The 24,099-nt window shown below is 31.3% G+C and carries 23 protein-coding genes; 10 read left to right on the forward strand and 13 right to left on the reverse strand.

All coding sequences use genetic code 11. The features are described from left to right. Nucleotides 1–36 precede the first annotated feature (36 nt). The 9 genes from WHD54_RS03275 to hemA form a co-directional block, all read right to left on the reverse strand. The gene (locus tag WHD54_RS03275) at nt 37–771 is read right to left on the reverse strand and encodes a hypothetical protein (RefSeq protein WP_088323226.1); all 735 of its coding nucleotides are present in this window, start codon (nt 769–771) and stop codon (nt 37–39) included. Between the two features lie 98 nt (nt 772–869). Further along, nucleotides 870–2,186 (reverse strand): dihydrolipoamide acetyltransferase family protein, encoded by a 1,317-nt coding sequence (locus WHD54_RS03280; RefSeq protein ID WP_088323227.1) that lies wholly within the window; start codon nt 2,184–2,186, stop codon nt 870–872. Between the two features lie 179 nt (nt 2,187–2,365). Next, on the reverse strand, nt 2,366–3,268 hold the full coding sequence (gene hemF / locus WHD54_RS03285; protein ID WP_088323228.1) for an oxygen-dependent coproporphyrinogen oxidase: 903 nt from the start codon (nt 3,266–3,268) through the stop codon (nt 2,366–2,368). 20 nt (nt 3,269–3,288) lie between these two features. Continuing rightward, nucleotides 3,289–4,041, reverse strand: a complete 753-nt coding sequence (locus WHD54_RS03290) for an EI24 domain-containing protein (RefSeq protein WP_088323229.1) — start codon at nt 4,039–4,041, stop codon at nt 3,289–3,291. Between the two features lie 105 nt (nt 4,042–4,146). Then, a complete protein-coding gene (hemE, locus tag WHD54_RS03295) occupies nt 4,147–5,172 on the reverse strand; it encodes a uroporphyrinogen decarboxylase (RefSeq protein WP_088323230.1) in 1,026 nt (341 codons plus the stop codon). A 59-nt stretch (nt 5,173–5,231) separates the two neighbouring features. Beyond that, nucleotides 5,232–6,521, reverse strand: coding sequence for a glutamate-1-semialdehyde 2,1-aminomutase (gene hemL / locus WHD54_RS03300; RefSeq protein WP_088323231.1), 1,290 nt, complete (start codon nt 6,519–6,521; stop codon nt 5,232–5,234). An 83-nt stretch (nt 6,522–6,604) separates the two neighbouring features. Further along, nucleotides 6,605–7,570, reverse strand: coding sequence for a porphobilinogen synthase (gene hemB / locus WHD54_RS03305; protein WP_088323232.1), 966 nt, complete (start codon nt 7,568–7,570; stop codon nt 6,605–6,607). A 48-nt stretch (nt 7,571–7,618) separates the two neighbouring features. Beyond that, nucleotides 7,619–9,220, reverse strand: a complete 1,602-nt coding sequence (hemC, locus tag WHD54_RS03310; protein ID WP_088323360.1) for a hydroxymethylbilane synthase — start codon at nt 9,218–9,220, stop codon at nt 7,619–7,621. A gap of 10 nt (nt 9,221–9,230) precedes the next feature. Continuing rightward, nucleotides 9,231–10,466: a glutamyl-tRNA reductase gene (gene hemA, locus WHD54_RS03315; protein ID WP_088323233.1), complete on the reverse strand. Its 1,236-nt coding sequence runs from the start codon at nt 10,464–10,466 to the stop codon at nt 9,231–9,233. A 204-nt stretch (nt 10,467–10,670) separates the two neighbouring features. Between hemA and WHD54_RS03320 the strand changes: the two genes are divergently transcribed. Genes WHD54_RS03320 through WHD54_RS03335 form a run of 4 tightly spaced genes read left to right on the forward strand, consistent with a single transcriptional unit; the run spans nt 10,671 to nt 13,784 of the window. Continuing rightward, nucleotides 10,671–11,555: a helix-turn-helix domain-containing protein gene (locus WHD54_RS03320; RefSeq protein WP_088323234.1), complete on the forward strand. Its 885-nt coding sequence runs from the start codon at nt 10,671–10,673 to the stop codon at nt 11,553–11,555. A 3-nt stretch (nt 11,556–11,558) separates the two neighbouring features. Further along, nucleotides 11,559–12,059 carry a TrmH family RNA methyltransferase gene (locus WHD54_RS03325; RefSeq protein WP_088323235.1) on the forward strand — a complete coding sequence of 167 codons (501 nt, stop codon included), beginning with the start codon at nt 11,559–11,561 and terminating at the stop codon, nt 12,057–12,059. 52 nt (nt 12,060–12,111) lie between these two features. Next, nucleotides 12,112–13,152: a ferrochelatase gene (gene hemH / locus WHD54_RS03330; RefSeq protein WP_088323236.1), complete on the forward strand. Its 1,041-nt coding sequence runs from the start codon at nt 12,112–12,114 to the stop codon at nt 13,150–13,152. Between the two features lie 44 nt (nt 13,153–13,196). Then, complete coding sequence (locus tag WHD54_RS03335) at nt 13,197–13,784, forward strand: CopD family protein (protein ID WP_088323237.1); 588 nt, start codon at nt 13,197–13,199, stop codon at nt 13,782–13,784. Between the two features lie 44 nt (nt 13,785–13,828). Here WHD54_RS03335 and recR read toward each other — a convergent pair whose 3' ends face one another. Next, entirely contained in the window at nt 13,829–14,446 is a 618-nt protein-coding gene (gene recR, locus WHD54_RS03340) for a recombination mediator RecR (protein ID WP_088323238.1), read from the reverse strand. Nucleotides 14,447–14,604: 158 nt separating this feature from the next. Here recR and WHD54_RS03345 point away from each other — a divergent pair, with 158 nt between their 5' ends. Then, a complete protein-coding gene (locus tag WHD54_RS03345; protein WP_088323239.1) occupies nt 14,605–16,044 on the forward strand; it encodes a sodium:solute symporter in 1,440 nt (479 codons plus the stop codon). On the opposite strand, the gene WHD54_RS03350 is transcribed toward WHD54_RS03345, so the two are convergent. Next, nucleotides 16,045–16,851: a DUF1338 domain-containing protein gene (locus tag WHD54_RS03350; protein ID WP_088323361.1), complete on the reverse strand. Its 807-nt coding sequence runs from the start codon at nt 16,849–16,851 to the stop codon at nt 16,045–16,047. A 219-nt stretch (nt 16,852–17,070) separates the two neighbouring features. Here WHD54_RS03350 and pdxH point away from each other — a divergent pair, with 219 nt between their 5' ends. From pdxH to WHD54_RS03365, 3 genes are read left to right on the forward strand one after another with little or no spacing between them, the layout of a single operon-like run. Beyond that, nucleotides 17,071–17,718: a pyridoxamine 5'-phosphate oxidase gene (pdxH, locus tag WHD54_RS03355; protein WP_088323240.1), complete on the forward strand. Its 648-nt coding sequence runs from the start codon at nt 17,071–17,073 to the stop codon at nt 17,716–17,718. A gap of 29 nt (nt 17,719–17,747) precedes the next feature. Beyond that, on the forward strand, nt 17,748–18,236 hold the full coding sequence (locus WHD54_RS03360) for a SixA phosphatase family protein (RefSeq protein WP_088323241.1): 489 nt from the start codon (nt 17,748–17,750) through the stop codon (nt 18,234–18,236). Between the two features lie 6 nt (nt 18,237–18,242). Next, nucleotides 18,243–19,139 carry a Ppx/GppA phosphatase family protein gene (locus WHD54_RS03365; protein WP_088323242.1) on the forward strand — a complete coding sequence of 299 codons (897 nt, stop codon included), beginning with the start codon at nt 18,243–18,245 and terminating at the stop codon, nt 19,137–19,139. On the opposite strand, the gene lpxK is transcribed toward WHD54_RS03365, so the two are convergent. Continuing rightward, a complete protein-coding gene (gene lpxK / locus WHD54_RS03370) occupies nt 19,134–20,147 on the reverse strand; it encodes a tetraacyldisaccharide 4'-kinase (protein WP_088323243.1) in 1,014 nt (337 codons plus the stop codon). The two genes, WHD54_RS03365 and lpxK, sit on opposite strands and share 6 nt — an antisense overlap. Nucleotides 20,148–20,226: 79 nt before the next feature. On the opposite strand from lpxK, the gene WHD54_RS03375 reads away from it, so the two are divergent. Beyond that, nucleotides 20,227–21,321: a Nif3-like dinuclear metal center hexameric protein gene (locus tag WHD54_RS03375; protein ID WP_088323244.1), complete on the forward strand. Its 1,095-nt coding sequence runs from the start codon at nt 20,227–20,229 to the stop codon at nt 21,319–21,321. Between the two features lie 2 nt (nt 21,322–21,323). Next, nucleotides 21,324–22,100 carry a zinc ribbon domain-containing protein gene (locus tag WHD54_RS03380; RefSeq protein WP_088323245.1) on the forward strand — a complete coding sequence of 259 codons (777 nt, stop codon included), beginning with the start codon at nt 21,324–21,326 and terminating at the stop codon, nt 22,098–22,100. Between the two features lie 66 nt (nt 22,101–22,166). Here the strand turns inward: WHD54_RS03380 and WHD54_RS03385 are convergent, their stop codons facing one another. Next, nucleotides 22,167–24,083 (reverse strand): DUF349 domain-containing protein, encoded by a 1,917-nt coding sequence (locus WHD54_RS03385; protein WP_340767728.1) that lies wholly within the window; start codon nt 24,081–24,083, stop codon nt 22,167–22,169. Between the last annotated feature and the right edge of the window lie 16 nt (nt 24,084–24,099).

Raw genomic sequence — 24,099 nt, forward strand, 5'->3', positions numbered from 1 at the left:
AGGCATTTTTTTTTGGTTATTTTCTTTGAAAAATAATTACTTTTTCTGAGTAATCACTTTAGAGGTAATTTTCATGTTTACACCTCCAGCATCTAACAAAATTTCTGAGGTAGCCTCTTCTTGAACTCCAGTAGCTATTTCTATAATTGAGTTTCCTGAAAGTTTACCAGTTCCTAAGCCAGAAACAGCTCCAGAAATATTTAAGTGTAATTTTCCGTCTTCTATTTTAGACACCTTATAGATTGTAGAAATTTTCAATCCATTTTGCTCTAAATCAGTTGACCAAGTACTACCAACAGACACCTTTTCTTTTGGATACTTTATTCCGCCAGACTGTTGCAAAAATTGATCCATACCAGGTGTAATAGGCTCTACTTGAACATTAGTTACCTCTCCTCTAGTGGTTGTTTTTGTTATAACTGTTGCTTTCATCATTGGTGCAAACTGATTTTTCATCATTTTACCTACCTCATCTAAATCCTCCTCTTTTACTGTAGAGTCGTAACTCATACTCATACCACCTTGTAACATATCCATTACAATAGTTTTTATTTTAGAATTTGCTATAAGTGTATCTTTAGATACATTTACAACATCCATATCCATAGAAATTTTCATATTTACGCCACCCTGAGCTCCCATATTTTGAGATTGTTCAACATTCATTGTGTAAGAATCTCCTTTTTGATAATTTAATCTTAATAAAACAGATTCTTGAGCAGTTAATGTTAGGCTTGAAATAAGTACGAATAGTAATAATAGTTTTTTCATTTTTATAAATTTTATTAATATTGGCTAATATAATTGTTTAAATAAAAAAACGCTTAGAATAACTAAGCGTTTTTTGAAAAAATTATGTTTTTAGATTTTTAAAAATCTTGATTTATATCCCAAGATTCTAAAATATCTTTTAATGTTTTTATAAACATACCACCTAAAGCTCCGTTCACCACACGATGGTCGTAAGAGTGCGCTACCATCATTTTTTGTCTAATTCCAATAAAATCTCCTTCTGGAGTTTCTATTACTGATGGCATTTTACGAATAGCACCTAGTGCTAAAATAGCTACTTGAGGTTGATTGATAATTGGGGTACCAGTTATAGAACCAAAACTACCAACATTGGTTACTGTATAGGTTCCATCTTGTATATCATCTGGCTTCAGAGCGTTGTTTCTAGCTCTATTTGCTAAGTCATTAACGGCTTTTGTCATTCCAACTAAGTTTAGTTGGTCTGCATTTTTTATTACCGGAACTATTAAATTACCATCAGGTAAGGCTGCAGCCATCCCAAGGTTGATGTTTTTCTTTTTAATAATAGTGTCTCCATTAACCGATATGTTTATCAAAGGATATTTTCTAATAGTTGCTGCTACTGCATGCATTAGAATAGGTGTAAAAGTTAATTTCTCTCCTTCTCTTTTCAAAAAAACATCTTTAACCTTATTTCTCCACTTTACAATATTGGTTACATCAATTTCTATAAAAGATTGAACATGTGCAGATGTTTGAACAGAATTAACCATATGCTTGGCAACTAATTTGCCCATTCTACTCATTTCTATAACCTCATCTTCTTCGTTTATTGAAACTGGAACAACGTTAGTTGCTGAATTTGTTATTGTATTTGATGATGAAGCTTCACTATTACTTTTAGTAACTTCTGAAACAGGAGATTTTTTTCCGTTTTCTATAAAGGATAAAATATCCTCTTTAGTTACTCTACCATCTTTTCCAGAACCTTTAATAGTATTTAAAGTTTCTATAGAAATATTTTCTGCTTGAGCTATATTTCTAACCAATGGGGAGTAAAATTTTTCTGAATCAGAGTTTTTTACGCTTGGTGTAGCAACTATAGCTGCTGCTTTTTCAATGGTCTTTTCTACCTCTTTAACTTCTTTTGGGGAATTATCTACTTTATTAGAAACAGTAACTTCCTCTTCTCCTTCAACCTCAATTACAGCAATAGTATCTCCAACTGCCACAACTGCATCCTTTTCATAAAGTATTTCTACGAGCTTACCCGATACTTCAGACGGAACTTCTGAATCTACCTTGTCTGTAGCAATTTCTACAATAGCTTCATCCAACTCCACAGAATCTCCTACTTCTTTCAACCAAGAGGTAATAGTTGCTTCTGCAACACTTTCTCCCATTTTTGGTAACTTTAATTCGAATCTTGCCATTTGTTATTTTTTTAACTTTTGCAAAAGTACTAAAAATGGATGATTTTACCTTAAAATATATTGCGAAATTAAAGTTAAAAGAAGGTTTGTTATTGAATTATTCGCAACAAAAAGCAAGAATAAAACATTTAATTAATTAATGTTTAAAAATTAACACATTAAAATGAGAATAATTAAATTTAAATCCACTCTTTAGGGTTTTCCAGAACAGCTACTAACTTTGCTTCTTCTGAGCCTTCTGGAGGTTGATGATTGTATTTCCATTGAACAGTAGGTGGTAAACTCATTAAAATACTTTCTATTCTACCGTTGGTTTTAAGTCCGAAAAGAGTTCCTCGGTCATGAACTAAATTAAATTCTACATACCTACCTCTTCGAACTTCTTGCCAATTTTTATGCTCTTTTTGAAAGGTTATATCTTTTCTTTCTTTAACAATAGGAACATAACTTTCTAGAAAACTATTCCCTATTTCTGTAACAAACTGATAACGTTGTTCAATAGAAAATTGATCGTCTTGTTTTAAATAATCAAAAAACAACCCACCAATTCCTCTGGCTTCATTTCTGTGTGAATTCCAAAAATAAGAATCACATGTTTTTTTAAACTTCGGATAAAAATCTGCATGATGTTTGTCACATGCGTTTTTACAAACTGTATGAAAATGTTTGGCATCTTGTTCAAATAAATAATAAGGGGTTAAGTCTTGCCCTCCACCAAACCACTGTGTAACAATATTAGCTTTATCATCATACATTTCGAAATACCTCCAATTAGCATGAACCGTTGGTACAAAAGGGTTTACTGGATGTAGCACTAAGCTTAAACCGCAAGCAAAAAAGTTACCTTCTTTTACACCAAATTGCTTTCTTAATGCTTCAGGCAATTCTCCAAAAACTTTAGAAATATTTACACCTCCTTTTTCAAAAACAGCTCCATTTTCTATCACCCTTGTTTTTCCGCCACCACCTTCTTTACGCTCCCAAACGTCTTCTTTAAAAGTAGCTTTGCCATCTAATTCCTCTAATTTAGCTGTTATAGTGTTTTGTAGTTCTTGGATATATGTAAAAAATTTATCTTTCAATGTAATTGTATTTTAAGAAGTTACGAATTTAACTCTAAATTATGATGTAATGCTTTTACTGTTTTTATAGAAGCTGCTGTTACCGATAAGGGTAACACTAAAATGATTCCTAAAACTGGTAAAAACAAAAAAAGTATAAAAATAATACCGTTACCAATTGCAATTCCTTTGTGCTGCTTTACAAAATTAATACTTTGTCTGTAGCCCATATGCCTTTCTAAAGTATAGTCTATATTTCCAAAACCTGCATAATAAGATTGGATAAAGAAAAGCAAAATTGTAGAAAATATATTTACACCCGGTATTAATTTTAAAAATAAGATAGGAATGGTAATTAGTAATTCTTTTGATAAATTTCTAAGATTTATTTTTACTCCTCTTAGCAGTAATTGAAAAAAGGTATTTCTTTTGTAATCATCTGCTAGTTTACCATTAATATGGATTTCTATTTTTTCTGAAACCGGACTCATAAACGGAGCAGACAAAGCTAACACAATGTGTTTATAGAAAATAAAACCAATAACTACTACTACAACAATACCTACAAATGCTGCAATTGTATTTACCACTTCTTTACCCCAATTCCAACCCCATATTTGTGCTATGAAAGCACCAATAATGTCTGACAAACTGTAAGCAGAAAAAACAATAACGCTTGCTGTTAAAAGACTAATTACAATTGGAATAGCAAAGTACCTCCATAGCTTTAATTTTGATAAAAGCTGAAAAGCGGTAGCATAAGCTTGTATTCCTGATAATATATTTGTAAGCATATAGCGTTGTTTGCGTTAGCGATTGAAGCAGCATCCATTTTTTTCTTTTAAAAAAAAGATAACGCGAAAAGCGCGACCTTTTTAGGGAACGTCCAAAATTAAAAACTAACTTTTATATTCTTTTACAGCATCTATAAACGCCTTTGCATTTTCTAGAGGTATATTTGGCAAAATACCGTGCCCAAGGTTTACGATGTATTTGTCTTTTCCGAAATCGTGAATCATCTGAGTAACCATTTTTTTAATTTCAGATGGTGGAGAAAACAATCTTGTTGGGTCGAAATTACCCTGCAAAGTTATGTTGCCTCCCGAAAGATAACGAGCATTTCTGGCAGAGCAGGTCCAATCTACACCCAAGGCAGAAGCACCAGATTTTGCCATTTTATCTAAAGCAAACCAACAACCTTTACCAAAGGCGATAACTGGAGTTTCGTCTTTTAGAGCATCGATAATTTGCTGTATATACTGCCAAGAAAATTCTTGATAATCTACTGGAGATAGCATTCCGCCCCAAGAGTCGAATACCTGAACCGCATTAACACCAGCAGCTACTTTGGCCTTTAAATATGCAATAGTGGTATCTGTAATTTTTTGTAATAAGGCATGTGCTAAAACAGGATTTGTAAAGCACAATTCTTTGGCTTTATCGAAGTTTTTAGAACCTTGACCTTGCACACAATAGCAGAGTATTGTCCATGGAGAACCTGCAAAACCGATTAGAGGAACTTCATTATTTAGCTTTTCTTTGGTCGCTTTTATAGCTTCCATTACATAACCAAGACTGTCGTGCACATCTGGCACAATTACACGGTCTAAATCTTTTTGAGTTCTAATTGGGTTGGGTAAATATGGTCCGAAATTGGGTTTCATTTCAACTTCGATATTCATAGCTTGCGGAATAACTAAAATATCCGAAAACAATATTGCTGCATCCATTCCGTATCTTCGAATGGGTTGCACTGTAATTTCTGAGGCTAGCTCTGGAGTTTGGCAACGCGTAAAGAAATCGTATTTTTTTTTTATTTCTTGAAATTCTGGTAAATACCTTCCTGCCTGACGCATCATCCAAACGGGTGGTCTATTTACTGTTTCTCCTTTTAAAGCTCTTAAAAATAAATCGTTTTTTATCATTTTTTGTGTATGTGAGTAGGGCGTAAAAGTAATTTAACTTTTACCTTTTTGGTTACTAATTACATGTTAGATACTGCTAACATTGCTTTGTCTACTGCAGTCGCTATTTTTTTAATATCCTTATCTGAAATGGCAGAATTTAAAAACCAAGCCTCAAACTGACTGGGTGGTAAAAACACTCCATTACGAATCATTTCCCAAAAGAAAACTGCAAACTTTTCTGTGTCGGAAGTCTGTGCTTGCTCAAAATTGGTAACCTCTTGGTTAGTAAAAAAAGGATTCATCATCGAACCAAATCTATTAACTACAATATCTACATTGTATTTTTTTGCCGTTTCTAATAGAATTATCTCTAAAATACTACCAATTTCTTCGAATTTTTGATATGGATTTTGCTTTTTTAAAGTAGTTAATGTTGCTATTCCACCAACCATTGCAATAGGATTTCCACTTAAAGTACCTGCTTGGTACATCCCACCTAAAGGCGCTACTTCTTGCATTATTTCTTCTCTTGCACCATATGCTCCTACAGGAAAACCACCTCCTATTACTTTTCCTAAACAAGTAATGTCTGCAGTAACTCCTAATAGTTCTTGAGCTCCGCCAAAAGTTGATCTAAAACCTGTCATTACCTCATCGGCAATTAACAATGCTCCTTTTGATTTTAAGAGCTCTTTTAACTCTTTTAAAAAATTGTTTTGTGGAATTACAACTCCCATGTTACCGCCAATAGGCTCTATAATAGCTCCAGCAATATCATCGTGAACTTCAAAAAGTTTTTTTACACTTTCAATGTCATTATAGGTAGCAATTAAGGTGTTTTTAACAGCTCCTTCTGGCACTCCTTTAGAACCAGGAATACTTAAAGTTGCCAAACCAGAGCCTGCTGCTACTAAAAGTGAATCTTGATGACCATGATAACAACCCGAAAACTTGATGATTTTATTTTTTCCAGTGTAAGCTCTTGCTAAACGAACACCACTAATTACAGCTTCTGTTCCCGAATTTACAAAACGGACTTTATCCATTTCTGGAAAAGCATCACAAACAATTTTTGCTAGTTTAATTTCATTTTCTGTTGAGGCTCCGAATGAATATCCGCTTTTTAATGCTTTCGTAACTGCTTTTTGTACTTTTTTATGGCGATGTCCTAAAATCATTGGACCATAAGAAACCACCAAATCTATGTACTCGTTACCGTCTACATCGGTAATTTTACTTCCTTTTGCTTTTTTAATAAATAATGGGTTTCCACCTACCGAAGAAAAAGCTCTAACTGGTGAATTTACTGCACCAACTAGGTTTACCAATCCTTTTTCGTATAATTTTTGTGATTTTTTGAATTCCATAATTTTAATGTTCTGTTTGTAAGCTTACATAAAAATCTGTAAAATATCAGTTGATTTATGTTGCTTTTTGTGTACTTAAAACCTTATTTTTTTTGGAGCACTTTTGCTGCTTCTTTGGCAAAATAGGTAATAATAATATCTGCCCCAGCTCTTTTCATAGAAAGTAAACTTTCTAACATTACTTTTTCACCATCTATCCATCCTTTTTCTGCAGCAGCTTTTACCATTGCATATTCTCCACTTACGTTATAACAGGCAATAGGACGATCGAAATTATTTTTTAAATCTCTAATAATATCTAAATAAGACAGTGCTGGTTTTACCATTAAAATGTCGGCTCCTTCCTGATCATCAAAAGTTGCTTCTCGCATTCCTTCCTCTCTATTTGAGGGATCCATTTGATATGTTCTTCTGTCTCCGAAGGTAGGAGCAGAATCTGCAGCGTCTCTAAAAGGTCCGTAAAAGGAAGAAGCATATTTTACAGAATATGCCATAATTGGTATGTTAGAAAATCCTGTATTATCTAAAGAATCTCTTACCATAGCAGTTGTTCCATCCATCATACCAGAGGGCGCTACCATATCTACACCTGCTTTTGCATGAGAAATTACTTGCTTTGCCAGGTTTACTAAAGTTGCATCATTATCAACATCATTTTCATGAATAATACCACAATGACCATGAGAAGTATACTCACAAAAGCAAACATCTGTAATTACATATAAGTTCGGATAGTTCTTTTTTATAAAACGAATTGCTTGTTGTATAATTCCGTTATCGTTCCAGGTTTCTGTTCCCTCTGCATCTTTTTTTGCAGGAATGCCAAATAATAATACTGCGGGTATGTTTAACGCAACTACCTCATCTAACTCTTTAGAAATTTTATCTAAAGAAAATCTTTTTATGCCTGGCATCGAAACAATTTCTGTTTCTATGTTTTTACCTTCTTCTACAAAAATAGGATAAACAAAATCTTCTACAGAAAGTTTTGTTTCTCTTACCAACCTTCTAATTCCTTCTTTTTTTCTTAATCTTCGTGTTCTAAACATACCTCCTATTATTTAAGAATTGTGCCTAATTTTACTGCGTGGTATTTTCTATTCTTTATGAGAAATTGCATAATAACTATTTACAGTCTCTAAAACGCTTTCTGCATCTGGCATATTGGCAACAACCACCTCTTTAAAGTGTTTTCTTGCTATTTTAGCTGTTGATTCTCCTATACAAAATGCCACTTTATTTGTAGTATTTTCTTGTAAATAACTCTCGATACCAGAAGGGCTAAAGAAAAGGATACCGCCAAAAGTATCTGGCACTTTAACCGGACTTAACATTGTTTTATAAGCTTCAATTTCTGATACTTCTATTTGTTTATTTCTTAAATAATTTGGTAAATCATCTAGTCTAATATCGCTACAAAAATAAGAAACGGCTTTTATATTTTTTTGACTAGCAATATATTCTGCTAGTTTTAAACCATTTTTTGCGGCATAAGTAACCTTTCCAATATTTTTTTCTATAAGTTTTTTGGTTCTTCTACCAACACAAAAAATATTGGTAAAGTTTAGTTCATTTTTTGTGAAAGAATTTAAAATAGCTGCTACACCATTCTGACTTGTAATAACTACATTATCATGAACATTAGTTACTGCTTTTAAAGGAATTCTATTAAAACGCATTTTTATAAAATCGCTATCTTCTATTCCTATGGCATTCGAAAGAGTTTCTTTTTGTAACTCAGAAAGTTTTTTTGTTGCATAGACATGGGCAATTTTAGTGGCGACTTCGGTGTCTTCTTTTATTAACTCTTTCCCACCTCTATTAATTACATAGTCTGCACAATCTTTAGCTAAATAATGATGACTACCTAATTTTACATTTTTTGTAACGGTAATTTTTTTGGTTCCGTCTCTCTTAAGCAATACACCTTTAAAATTTACTTCAGATGTTTTTTCATCTACATATGCCAAGGCACCAATAGGCGCAGTACAACCACCTTCTAATAAATTTAAAAACTCCCTTTCTATACCAACACAAACTTTAGATTCGTGATGATTTAACTGCTCGCATGCATCTAAAACAAATGTATCGTTTTCTAGAGCAGTAACCATAATTGCTCCCTGTGCAGGAGCTGGAATCATCCATGTTAATGGTATTGCTCCTTTATCTCTTAAACCTAATCGCTCTAAACCTGCCGCTGCAAAAATGGCTCCATTCCAAGTATCGCTATTTTTTAATTTTTCTAAACGAGTATTTACATTTCCTCTCAATCCTTCTACTTTGTGGGTTGGGTAACGGTTTAACCACTGTGCTTTTCTTCGTAAACTACCTGTAGCGATAACTCCATTAGGTTGACCAAAAAATTCTTCGGTATCTTTTAGAACCAAAATATCTGTGTAATTGGCACGTTTTAAAATAGCTGCTTGTACAATTCCTTTAGGTAAAACAGTCGGCACATCCTTTGAAGAATGAACCGCTATATCGATATCTCCATTTAGCATAGAAATATCTAAGTTTTTTGTAAAAATACCTGTAATTCCTAATTCATGAAGAGGTTTATCTAATACTATATCTCCAGTAGATTTAATAGGAACCAACTCAGATTCATAACCTAAAACAGCCAATTCTTTTTTAACTTTATTAGCCTGCCAAAGCGCTAATTCACTTTCGCGGGTTCCTATTCTTATTATTTTTTGCATGTTTTTTGGGTTATGATTGAAACACTTTTTGAATAACATCTATACTTTCGGAAACCGAGGTACCCTCTTGTTTTAGATGCTTTACAAATTGTGTTGTAATTTTTTGAATAAAACGTGAAGTTAAAATTTCTGCTTGATTTTCATCAAAATTAGAAATTTTCTTTTTTTGAAAATTAATTTCATCCTTCTTTATGGTTTCTAAAGAATTTTTAAGAGCTGCAATTGCGGGAGTAAAACGTCTGTGGTTTAACCAATCGTTAAACTCTTCTTTATGTATTGCAATTATTTTTTCTGCTAATGGTATTTCAGCTTGTCTGACGGCAAGGGTTTCATCGGTAATTTTTGATAACTCATCAACATTAACCAAAGAAATATTGTTAAAATCTTTAACGCTATGCGCTACATTTTCTGGCATAGATAAATCTAGAATTAATAATGGCTTATTGTTAGATATGTGCTCTTTGGTAACCGTTGGTTTTTCTGCGCCAGTAGAAACTATTAACACATCTGCCTTTTTTATTTCTAATGATAAATCTTTAATAATAGCTTTGCGAATGGATACGTGCTCCTTTACAAAAGCAGTTGCTTTTTCTTCTGTTCTATTAATTAAACAAACTTGCTTATTATTGGTATATTCTGCAAGATTCTTACAAGTATGCTTTCCCATTTTACCCAAACCATACACAAGAATGTTTTTTTGGTTGTAATTTGGTACATTTTTTATAATGTATTGAACTGCCGCATAAGAAACAGAAGTAGTGCCCGAGCTTAACTTAGTAGTATTCTTTACTTTTTTACTTGCCTGTAAAACTATATTAACCAAACGCTCTACATAAGAATTTGTGGTTTTTAACTTTTTGGCTAGTTTAAATGATTGCCTTAGTTGACCAACAATTTCATAATCGCCCAAAATTTGGCTATCTAAACCAGTTCCTATTCGAAATAAATGATGAATAGCTTGCTGATTTTGATATACATGAGAAATTTCTGTAAAATCTTTGGTAGTTCCTTCAGAAAAATCACACAATAACTCTATTAGAAGACAAGGCCTATTTGCAAAGGCAAAAATTTCTGTTCGGTTACATGTAGAAATAATAAACACTCCAGAAACACCTCTAAGTTTTGCTGCTTTTAAAAGTGCAATTTGGTTCTCTTTGGTAACAGAAAATTTACCACGAGTTTCCGCGTCTGCCTTTCTGTAACTTACTCCAATATTGTAAAAGTGCTCTTGCCCTAGTTCTTTCATAAAATTCTAAAGATGATGCAAAAGTAGAAACTTCAATTACAAAAAAATATCGCTAAAAGTACTTTTAATAACGTTGAATGTTTTTTAATTCATTTTTAACAATAAAACCTATAAAATGCCTTATTTTTGCAATGTTTAAAAGGGTTTTAATCATTTTTATATAGAATGATTCTAAATAAAAAGAAAAGTAACTAATTATTTTTTATGATAAAAAATGTCGGAGAAAGTTCTTTCGAGGAAATAAACCTAGAAAAAGGTTTTTATGTACTTCATTTTCAGAACGAAAGCGAAGAGGCCATAACTTTTGAAAGAAAAATAGATAGTTCATTTATTCAAATGCACTTTTGTTTGCGAGGAAACTCAAAATTTCTATTTAATGATGGAAATTATACTTTTGATGTTTTAGACAACAGGTCTATACTTTTGTACAACCCGCAAAGAACATTGCCTATAAACTTAGAAATACAATCTAAAACTACGTTAGTTTCTTTGTTAATTTCAATTGAAAAATTTCACTCACTATTTTCTAAAGAATCGGGATATATTCCTTTTTTAAGTGATGAAAATAGCCATCGAAAATTTTATGATGATACAGAAATAAAACCAACGGTTGCCATTGTTTTACAACAAATTATTAATTCGAATACCAATAGTTCTATTCGAGAATTATATGTAAAAGGTAAAATATACGAATTGCTTAGTTTGCATTTTCAGAAAGATGAAAGCACTACAGGCGAGTATTGTCCTTTTTTAGTTGATGAACAAAACGTATTAAAAATAAGAAAAGCAAAAGATATTATAATTTCTAGAATGGCAGAACCACCAAGTCTACAAGAATTAGCAAACGAAATAGGCTTAAATTTAAAAAAATTAAAAGAAGGATTTAAACAAATTTATGGCGATACAGTTTATAGTTTTCTTTTTGATTACAAGATGGAACAAGCTAGAAAACTTTTAGAAAGCAACCAATACAATGTAAATGAAGTTGGGGTTCAGGTAGGATACAGCACAGCCAGTCATTTTATTGCTGCTTTTAAAAAGAAATTTGGTACAACACCAAAAAAATATGTAATGAGCTTAAATAGGTAAAATTTGGAACAACTAACCCATTATCAAATAGAAAATTTACAAAAAAAGTTTCCAATAACTATTGTTTGTGACGCTATTAGAACACCTGAAAACATTGGTATGTGCTTTCGAATTTCTGAAAGTTTTGGAGTCTCTAAAATATATTTTCACGAAAATTCTCCATCTTCAGAAAATAGAATTGTAAAAAAAACAGCCAGAAATACCGAAAATCAAATTTCACATAGTGTTTATTCTAATTTTAAAACACTTATAACAAAATTAAAAGCAGAAGGGAACACTATTATTGGTATAGAAATAACTGATAAAAGTATTCCTATTCAAAATTTCAATTTTAAAAATCATGAAAAAATTGTGTTACTTTTGGGAAGTGAAAGAAACGGAATTAACGATGTTAGTTTATTAGATTTTACAATTTCTATACCCATGTATGGTAGAAATTCTAGTATGAACGTAATACATAGTTTGGCAATTACATTGTATGAAGCCACCAACAAATTACTTTAATTAAATAAATAAAATATATAATAATTTCTTAGGAATTATTTTTAGTAAAATTATGAAAGGAGTTTTATTAGTAAATTTAGGATCCCCAGACAGTACCTCTACAAAAGATGTAAGAAAATACCTTGATGAGTTTTTAATGGATGAAAGAGTTATTGATGCGCCAAAATGGCTCAGAACAATATTGGTACGAGGTATTATATTAAATACAAGACCAAAAAAATCTGCTAAAGCATATAAAAAAATATGGTGGGATGAAGGCTCTCCATTAATTGTTTTATCGGAAAGGTTAATAAAAAAAGTAAGAAATAAAACAGAGTTGCCTGTTGCTTTAGCAATGCGTTATGGAAAACCATCAATAAAAACAGGTTTACAAGAATTGCACAACAAAGGGGTTACCGAGGTTTTAATTGTGCCACTTTATCCTCAATTTGCCATGGCAACTACTGAAACAATTTTGGTTTTAGCGGAAGAATTACGACAAAAATATTTTCCACAAATGACCTTTTCAGACATTCCTGCCTTTTACAATAAAAAAGACTATATAAAAGTATTGGCAGAAAGTATTAAAAACCATTTAGAGGACAAAGAATGGGATAAAATTTTATTCTCTTATCACGGTATTCCAGAAAGACATGTTCGAAAATCTGATATAACAAAAAAGCACTGCAACCCATCTGATAGTGTAAATTTTGAATGTTGTAAAACAAACTCTGCAGCACATGAGTTTTGTTACAAACATCAATGTTATGAAACTACCAAGCAAGTAGTAGAATACTTAAACTTACAACCGCATCAATATTTTGTCTCATTTCAATCGAGATTGGCAGGAGACCCTTGGTTACAACCTTACACAGATAAAATGATAGAAAAATATCCTGACGAAGGTGTAAAAAAATTGGCAGTAGTTACTCCTGCATTTGTATCTGATTGTTTAGAAACGTTAGAGGAAATTGCCATGGAAGGAAAAGAAGATTTTTTAGAAGCTGGCGGACAAGAGTTTCATGCAATACCATGTATAAATGATAATGACGATTGGGTTCAAGTACTCGCAAATTGGATAGAAGATTGGAACAAAAAAGGGGTTGTCAAATAAAGTTAACGAAAACTTACAGACACATCAAAAAATAAACTAATACTATGGATTTTTTATATGTAAAAGCATTACATATCATTTTTGTGATTACCTGGTTTGCCGGTTTATTTTACATTCCAAGGCTTTTTATATATCAAACAGAGGCTGAAAATAAACTAGAACCGGCAAAATCTATTTTACAAACTCAATACAAGCTTATGAGCAAAAGGTTATGGTATATAATTACATGGCCATCTGCAATTTTAGCTAGTATCTTTGCTTTTTGGATGCTTGTTAAAAATCCGTATTACTTGTCTGAATCTTGGATGCTTGTAAAATTAGCTTTCGTGTTGGCTTTGTATTTTTACCATGGGTTTTGTCAAAATATTTTTAATAAACTTCAAAAAAATAAGATTAAATATTCTGCTTTTCAGTTAAGAATGTTTAACGAAATTACAACCATTATTCTGTTTGCTGTGGTATTTTTAGTAACTGTAAAAAGTGCTATTAATTGGATTTGGGGAGTAGTAGGAATACTTCTTTTCGGAGTACTGTTAATGCTTGCTATAAAACTTTACAAAAGAATCAGAAGTAAAAAATCTTGGGATAATTCAACCACAAATACTAACCAACTACCTAACGAAGAAAAATAATTTTTTTTAAAATTTTAGATAAAAGTCCGAATCAGGACTTTTTTTTATGCCTTTAAAGATTGTGCAAATGGTATTCTGTTAACAATACTTCTACCCAAAGTTACCTCGTCTGCATATTCCAATTCGTCACCTACAGATATACCACGAGCAATTGTAGAAGTGGTAATATCGAATTTTTCTATCTGCTTAAAAATATAAAAATTAGTAGTATCGCCCTCCATTGTAGAGCTTAATGCAAAAATTAACTCTTTTACCTCACCTTTTGCAATTTTTTCTACTAAAGAATCTATTTGTAAATTTTGTGGACCAATACCTTCAATGGGAGAAATTTTACCTCCCAAAACATGGTACAAACCTTTGTATTGAGAAGTGCTTTCTATAGCCATAACATCTCTAATATCTTCTACTACACAAACAATTTCTGCATTTCTTTTCGGGTTCTGACAAATATCACACAACAAAGTATCTGAAATATTATGGCATTTTTCGCACGTTTTTATATCGTTTCTTAAATGTTGTAATGCATCAGCCAAAAACTTTGTATGTTCTTTTGGTTGCTTTAACAAATGTAACACCAAACGCAAAGCTGTTCTTTTTCCAATACCAGGTAAACGAGAAACCTCGTTTACAGCATTTTCTAATAATTTTGATGAAAAATCCATGACAGCAAATTTAATACATAAAAACCAAAATCTGCATAAAAAACACATCAAGAATTTAGTGTATTTTAATAATACCGAATACTTTACAAACTAAAAATTTTATAGATTTTTATATCGTAAAAACCATATATTCGTACTTTAAAAGTTATCACTTTCACATGCAACCATTATATATTCTAATTCTAATAATTGCTTATTTTTCTGTGCTGATATTCATTTCCTATCGCACCGGAAAAACGGCAAACAACACTACTTTTTTTAAGGCAGATAATTCGTCTCCATGGTATTTAGTTGCCTTTGGTATGATTGGCGCATCGCTTTCTGGCGTAACCTTTATTTCTGTTCCTGGTTGGGTGGCTTCAGATAACATGAGCTATTTTCAAATGGTATTAGGCTATGTGCTTGGATACGCTGTAATTGGCCTAGTATTACTACCCTTATACTACAAACTAAATTTAACTTCTATTTACACGTATTTAGAAGATAGATTTGGACGCTACGCATATAAAACTGGAGCAAGTTTCTTTTTAATTTCTAGAACTATTGGTGCTGCATTTCGACTTTTTTTAGTGGCCAATGTTTTACAAGTAATATTGTTCGATGCCTACGGAGTTCCGTTTTGGGTAACAGTTTCTATTACTATTCTATTAATTTGGTTGTATACCTTTAAAGGAGGTATCAAAACAATAGTTTGGACAGATACGCTGCAAACGTTATTTATGTTAATAGCCGTAGGAGTATGTATTTACACTGTTTCAGATACAATGCAAATAGATAATATTTTTGAATATATAGCGAATAACAAGCTTTCGAAAACTTTCTTTTTTGAGGATGTAAATGCAGGAAATTACTTTTGGAAACAGTTTTTATCTGGTGCTTTTATAGCAGTTGTTATGACTGGTTTAGACCAAGATATGATGCAAAAAAACCTAACATGTAGAAACCTAAAAGATGCTCAAAAAAATATGTTTTGGTTTACGCTTGTATTGGTAATTGTTAATTTTTTATTTTTAGCTTTAGGGGTTTTACTTACCGATTACGCTCAAGCTAACGATATAACAGCAGAGAAAGACCAATTATTTCCAGTTATTGCTACACAAGGAAAATTAGGCTTTGCTACAGCAACTTTCTTTTTATTAGGATTAATTGCTGCAGCGTATTCTAGTGCAGATTCTGCACTTACCTCTCTAACAACCTCTTTTAGTATAGATATTTTAGAGATAGATAAAAGAAAGGATAAACAGGAACAAGAAATTATTAGGAAAAAAATTCATGTTTTATTCTCTTTAATTTTAATTGCTACTATTTTAATTTTCAAATATTTTATTGCAGATGAAAGTGTAATTGCCAATATTTTTAAAGCAGCTGGTTATACTTACGGGCCACTTTTAGGGCTTTATGCTTTTGGCTTATTTAGTAAAAAGATGGTAAAAGATACATTAGTACCTATTATTTGTATCTTGGCTCCCATACTTACCTTTTTAATAAGTAGCTATTCCAATACCTATTTAAAATTTGATTTTGGATTTTTTGTTTTAGTTTTAAATGGATGTTTAACGTATCTTGGTTTAGTAATTATAACAAATAATAGCAAATAACTATTTAGATTTCATGTTTGTACTCTCAAAAATTTTATCGGCAGAACTTGCTATAAACCCAGAATACAAGTCTCCGTTTTTCATAGGATATCTGTATGCAAACTCATAATAACAAGAAGTTACCTCTACTGTTTTTTCTTTAAAATGAACTGGTATTCTATCTGCCAAAATACTAGACTGCTCTAATAATTGTGCAGGAGTTCCTTTTATTTCTCCTCCAGACGTGTTCAATTGAAAACCATTTTCTTTTAAAAATTGATTAACATCTTCTAAAGAAGAAAAAGTAGATAACTTATTTACATCAACGGTAAAATGATTAGAACAAAATCCGTTTACATATAACCAAGCAGCATATTCCGATTCTTTTTGCAGCATTTCGTACACCTTAAAACTTGGTGTTTGCCATAACCTTCCTTTAAAAACTAAACTACTACCAGTTAAATCGCTTTCTGGAATTTGATTAATTAAAGAACTTACAACATCTTGCAGCTCTTTAGAAAACTCTCTTACTTTTAGTTGACTAATAAAAACCCTTGGCAAATTTTTATCTGTTTTGTGCTCAAAATGAACTGCATGAAGTTTTTTTGCCTCAAAAGTATACGTTCCACATGGCACGTAGCCAGCTTCTATAAAAGGTTTGGCCAAAACATTTATATTTACACGAGCATCATCAAAAGTTCTAAAAGCCACATGATCATTAAAAACCTCATTACCTTCTTGCATAAATAGCTTTTTAATTTTTTTAGCTGAAGGAGTCCTATCCGTATATTCTTTCCATAAAGAATCAAAAATTGCTGTAATATTCATTGTCATAAATGGATTAAAATTGAAACTTAAAGTTACTAAATAAAAATCGAAATGTCGAGATATCTTTTTAGTTTAAAACATATCACTAAAAATAGTATTCTTTCAAATCAGAAAAAAATAGAGCCAAATATTTTATCATTCAAAACAACTAAAAATTCAACAAAAAAATATATTCATTCCTTAAAAAATTCTGTATTTTTACTTTATTAATTTATAAAAATGCCTAAAGACTTAAGCAATTACAGAAAATCTTACGAAAAGGAAGAATTGTTAGAGAATAATTGTCCCGAAAATCCGATGGAGCTTTTTCAAACATGGTTTAGAAAAGCAGACGAATCTGACGCTGTAGAGGAAACTAATGCCATGAATATTGCAACTATTGGAAAAGATGGTTTTCCAAAAAACAGAGTTGTTTTATTAAAAAAATTTACTTGGGAAGGCTTTATCTTTTACACCAATTATAATTCTGAAAAAGGAACTGCCATAGCAGAAAACAACAATATTTGTTTGTCTTTCTTTTGGCCTTCTCTAGAGCAACAAATTATTATAAAAGGAAAAGCAGAAAAACAACCAGAAAACTTATCTGATGGTTATTTTGAAACAAGACCAGAAGGAAGTAAATTAGGTGCATGGGCTTCTAACCAAAGTAGTGTTGTACCCTCTAGAAAGGCATTAGAAGAAAACTTAGCATCGTTAGAAAAAGAATACAAAAATAAAGAAATACCAAGACCAGCACATTGGGGAGGCTATTTAGTAAAACCTTTATCTGTAGAGTTTTGGCAAGGAAGACCCAATAGGTTACACGACAGAATTAGGTATACGCTACAAGAGGATTTTTCTTGGAAACTAGAAAGGTTGGCTCCCTAATTTTTAATTGTACATTATTAATAAAAACTATGAAAACAATTTATATTGTTAGACATGCAAAATCTTCTTGGGAGTATAAAGGTATCGAAGATATAGACAGACCTTTAAAAAAAAGAGGAATAAAAGACGCTCATTTAGTTTCTAATTTTTTGGCAGAAGAAATTACAAAGCCAGATGTTTTTGTGTCTAGTAGTGCCAACCGAGCATTACACACAGCAGTAATTTTTTGTGAAAACCTTAGCTACCCACTTTCGAACCTGTATATAAGAAAACAATTATATAGTTTTAGCGATGGGTATTTGGTAAAAACTGTTAAGGCTTTGGATGACAGCTTTAACTCTGCTATTATTTTTAGTCATGACCACGGTATTAATACATTTGTAAATAAATACGGTAGTAAACCGATAGCTCATGTACCAACTTGTGGTGTTATAGGTATTCAATTTGAAGATAAACACTGGAAAAATATAAAAAAAGGAACTACCGTTTTAGTGGAATTTCCAAAAAACCTTAAATAAAAACGTTTGTTAGAAATAAAAAAATATGGCGCCATAGACATTGGCTCCAACGCAATAAGACTTTTAATAGCCAATGTAATTGTGGCAGAAGATAAAGAACCACAATTTAAAAAATCATCATTAGTTCGAGTACCTATTCGTTTAGGTGCAGATGCCTTTGTAAAAGGAGAAATTAGCAGTGCCAATATAGAAAGAATGGTAGATGCTATGGAAGCATTTAAATTATTGATGAAAGTAAATAAGGTAGAAAAATACAAAGCCTGCGCTACCTCTGCCATGCGTGAAGCATCAAACGGAGAAATGGTAGTTACAGAAATTCAAGAAAAAACAGGTGTAAAAATAGATATTATTGGCGGTAAAGAAGAAGCTGCAATTATATCGTCTACAGATTTAAATCAACTTATAGAAGGAGATAATTCTTATTTATATGTTGATGTTGGTGGTGGTAGCACAGAGTTTACACTTTTCTCTAAAGGAAAGATAGTAAACTCTAAATCTTTTAAAATGGGAACTGTTCGTTTGCTAAATAATAAAAAAGCAGTTAATAAAGAAATGTTTGCCAATGTAGAAAAATGGATTAAAAAAAATACAAAAGATTTAAAACGAATTGCTTTAATAGGCTCTGGCGGAAACATTAATAAACTTTTTAAAATGTCTGGTAGGTCGGAAGGAAAACCGATATCTTTTATTTATCTTGACGCTCAATATCAGTTTTTGAAAAAAATGAGTTATGAGGATAGAATTTCTGAACTTAGCTTAAACCCAGATAGAGCCGATGTAATTATACCTGCTACAAAAATATATTTATCGGCCATGAAATGGAGTGGAGCTAGAAAAATATATGTCCCAAAAATTGGGCTATCTGACGGTATTATAAAAAGCTTGCACTACAAAATTTTATAGTAATTTAGTAACAAGTGTATTAAAATCTGAGGCCGTATTATTTAAAAATGCTGTTTCAATTTCTAAATACACCAAATGAGATAATCGGTTTTGTAATCGTACAAAATCTTTTTCTGTAGTTACAACAACCTTTTTTTCTCCTTTTAATTGTTGATAGCTTTGTGTTATAGTTCGAATGTCATTTGATGAAAAATGATGATGATCTGAAAATTTTAAATGTTTAAATTGAATGTTTTTAGCACTCAAAAAAGACAACATCGAACTAGGATTTGCAATACCTGTTACTAACAAAACCTCATAATTTTGTAAGTCTTCTATAGATATTTCATAGGCTCCTTTTGTTTTTGATGCGTATGAAATACTTGTAAAAAACACTTTCTTTTTATATTTCTCTAACCGATTTTTAATTACTTTTTGAGCAGAAACAGAAAAATCATATGGGCATTTAGTAACCACAATAGCTGTAGCCCTTTTTGCTCCAGAACGAGATTCTCTTAAATTACCTGTTGGAATTAAATAATCATCTATAAATAAATCGGAATATTTAGTTAGTAAAATAGAAACAGAACCACGAACACTTCGATGTTGAAATGCATCATCTAATAATACAATTTGCGGATTAATATTTTTTTTTAAACTTTGTATTCCCTCCACTCTATCTGCACAAACTGCTACTGAAATATTTTTAAATTTTTTAAAAAACTGCAAAGGTTCATCACCAACTTCTTCGGCTGTATGCGTAGGATTAACCTCTATAAAACCAGATGTTTTACGCTTGTAACCTCTACTTAAAACTGCTATTTTATAATTTGACGATAGTAAACGAATTAAATACTCTATCTGTGGAGTTTTACCAGTACCTCCAACACTTAAATTTCCCACTACAATAACTGGCGTTTTAAAAGAATTTTCCTTAAAAAAACCTACATCAAACAGTAAATTACGAATAGTAGTTACTATATTATAGAGTATTGCGAATGGAAACAATAAAAAACGAAATAATTTCATAATCACGAAAATAATTGATTTTTATGAAATGATGCTTGTAAAATGTTAACTTTGATGCGCGACTTAATAATTTTATTTTATGAAGATAAAAGACATTACCAATTATTTAGAAGAATTAGCCCCTTTAAAATATGCTGAAGATTTTGACAATGTAGGTTTACTTGTAGGAAGCCATCAAACAACCGTAACCAATGTTTTAGTTACTTTAGACACCTTAGAGGAAACCATAGACGAAGCAATTTCTAAAAATTGTAATCTCATTATTAGTTTTCATCCTATAATTTTTGGAGGTTTAAAAAAATTAAATGGAAATTCTTATGTAGAAAGAGTTGTTTTGAAAGCAATAAAAAATGATGTTGCAATTTATGCTACACATACCGCCTTAGATAATTCTGCAAGCGGTGTCTCTGCAAAAATAGGCGAAGTGTTAGGTTTGCAAAATTTAAAAATATTAATTCCTAAAAAAGGAATTATTAAAAAACTGACTACTTATGTTCCAGAGTCCAACGCTTTAAAACTAAAAAAGTCTTTGTTCGATGCTGGTGCAGGTACAATTGGCAATTATACTGAGTGCTCTTTTTTAAACGAAGGAATAAGTACTTTTAAAGGAAATGAAAAGGCGAATCCAGTGATTGGAAAAAGCGGAACATTAACACATCAAAAAGAACAACAAATAACAGTTACTTTTGAGAGTAGACATGAAGAAACCGTATTAAAAGCCCTTAAAGAAAATCATCCTTATGAAGAGGTTGCTTTTGAAGTAGTTACTACAGAAAACTATCATCAAAATATTGGTATGGGAATGATTGGCGAGTTACCAAATGAAATGGAGGAAACCGAGTTTTTACATTTTATTAAATCTACCATGCAAACAGACTGTGTTAGACATTCTAAATTGCTTGATAAAAAAATAAAAAAAGTTGCTGTTCTCGGAGGTTCGGGTAGTTTTGCAATTTCAAATGCTATAAAAGCAGGTGCAGATGCATATGTAAGTGCCGATTTTAAATATCACGAATTTTTTAAGGCAGAAAAAAGTATTTTAATAGCCGATATTGGTCATTATGAAAGCGAACAGTTTACAAAAAAGCTTTTGGTTGATTATCTTACAAAAAAATTTAGTAATTTTGCAATCGTTTTATCGCAAAAAAGTACAAATCCAATTTATTATATATAAACATGGCAAAAAAGAAAGAAGTTTCAGTTGAACAAAAATTAAGAGCATTGTATGACTTACAATTAATAGACTCTAGAATTGACGAAATTAGAAACGTAAGAGGAGAACTCCCTCTAGAAGTAGAAGATTTAGAAGATGAAGTTGCCGGATTAAATACCCGTATTTCTAATTTAGCTGAAGATGCTGCTAACTTAGAAACTGAAATCAATAACAAAAAACAAGCTATTGAAGATTCTAAAGCACTAATGGCTAAATACGAAGAGCAGCAAAAAAATGTTAGAAATAACAGAGAATTTGACTCTTTGGCTAAAGAAATTGAATACCAAGGATTAGAAATTGAGCTAGCTGAAAAAAGAATTAATGAATACAAAGCTAAAATTGCTCAAAAAAATGAGATTATAGAGGCTACTAAAGAAAAGCAAGAAAAACAAGAAAAGCATTTAAACCACAAAAAAGCTGAATTAGATGCAATTCTTAAAGAAACTGAGAAAGAAGAAAAGTTGCTTTTAGAAAAATCTGAAGAGTTTTCTAAATCTTTAGACGAGCATTTATTTAATGCTTACTCTAGAATACGTAATAAGGTTAAAAATGGACTGGCTGTTGTAGCAATAGAAAGAGGTGCTTCTGGTGGCTCTTACTTTACTATACCACCACAAGTTCAGTTAGAAATTGCGAATAGAAAGAAAATAACTATAGATGAACACAGCGGACGTATTTTAGTAGATGCTGCACTTGCAGATGAAGAAAAAGAAAAAATAGATAAGCTTTTTGCATCTTAAAAAGATGATAACCATAAAAAAACTCGAAGTTTTAACTTCGAGTTTTTTTATACCTTAAAAATAAAATTAGTAATCTAATTTCTTAATATACTTAAGTTTCTTTTTCCATACTTTTAAATCTCTTTTAAAAGCATCTATACTATTTTTTACATTTACAACTAATGGGTTATCGTCTTTTGCATTTGAGAAAAAGCCTAAATTGTTCTCCAACTGCTGCATTTCTCTTACAATTTCATCAATTTTTTTTCTAACCGACAATTGCTCAGAATCTAATCTTCTAACATCTCCATTTGCTAACAAACCGTCTATTAAATTGGTAAACTTTAGCATTTCTACCTCTTCTTTACTCACATTAAGGCCTTCTAACAAGTTATCTATTTGTTTATTAAACTTTCCTTCTAAATGCCTAACGTTTCTTGGTAAAACTCCTAAATTTTTCCAATCTTCCATAGCCTGTAATACAACTTCTTTTGTAGGAGAAGCTATTTCTTTTAAACTTTCTAAAAAGGCTTTTTTAGCATCTACAATATCTTGTTGTTCTTTACTTATAGCATTTTTTTGGTTATGAAGTCTGTCGAAATAAAAGTTACAAGTGTTTTTAAATTCTTTCCAAATAGCATCTGAAAACTTTCTAGGTACATGACCAATCTTTTTCCAGTCAGACTGAATCTTTTTAAATATTTCAGTGGTGCTGTCCCAATCTTCACTATCTTTTAAAGATATTGCTTTTTCTAATAAAGCTTGTTTGTTTCGTAAGTTTTCTTGTTGCTCTTTTTTCTCTTCTCTGTAAAAAAGATTTTTTGCACTGTTAAATTTCTTAGTAGCCTTTTTAAATTGTTGCCAAATTTCTTCGCTTTTAGAGTATGGTAGTTTTCCTGCTTTAAAATACTCTTGCCTAATTTCTTCTACCTCTTTCATACTCCTTTGCCAATCTCTATGAGTTTTGTTTTTTGAAGTATCATAAGCATTCAACTTTGCTACTACTTGTAATTTTTCTTCAATAATATCTTGATTTTTTGATCTCTGCTCCTTAAAGTAGTCGTGTCTTCTATCGTGAATTTTTTTTGTTGCTTCACTAAATTTTCCCCATACCTCTTCTCTTACATCTCTAGCAACAGGACCAATTTCTTCTTTCCAGATTTTATGTAGTTCTTGTAATTCTTTAAAAGCTACATTTATATCTTTTGCATCTACAAGAGCTTCTGCTTGTGTTATAATGGCTAACTTTTTCTCTAAATTATTTTTAAAGTCGAGCTCTCTAAAATCATTACTCAAATGCAACAAATCATAAAAACGCTCTACATGGTGGTGATAAATTTTCCAAGTATCATTGTATTTTGTTTTAGAAACAGGCCCAATGGTACTCCATGTATTTTGCAATTCTTTAAATTGCTTGTACATCGTTGCTGGCTCAGCATTTTCTATTAAATCTTTTAATTGCTCTATTACTTGCAATCTCTTTTCTAAATTATCATTTAGCTGATTTTCTAGATTTTTGTAGTAAGAATCTCGCTGTTTTTTATAATCTGAAAGCAATTGATTGTATGTAATTTTAACAGGACTCGAAAACTGAAAATCTATTGAGTTACCGCCCTCTTCTAAAAAAATACGTTTTTTCTCTGCCAACAACGCACCAAATTTTTTGTTAAAAGCACTCTTAATATTTTCTACCTGATTTTTTACTCTATGAACCGGATTGTTGGATATAATTTTTTGAAGTAGTGCTACCAAATCTTCTAGAGACATGCTTGCATAATCTACTGAATTATCTTCAATTTCGGCCTCATTTTCTGCATCTTCTGCCACAGATTGCTCCACCTCCTCTACTGCTTTATCTGCAGTAATTTCCGCTTCTTTTTCAGCTTCCTTTGTCGATTTATTACTTGCCTTGGCGTGGTCTAGATTTGTGTCTTCTGATTTGGGTACCGTTTTTTCAACGTTTTCTTCATTTGTATCTAACATATCTACAATCTTTAAGTTCAATTTATAATAACTATTA

The sequence above is a fragment of the Polaribacter tangerinus genome (assembly GCF_038024095.1).
Classification (GTDB): Bacteria; Bacteroidota; Bacteroidia; order Flavobacteriales; family Flavobacteriaceae; genus Polaribacter; species Polaribacter tangerinus.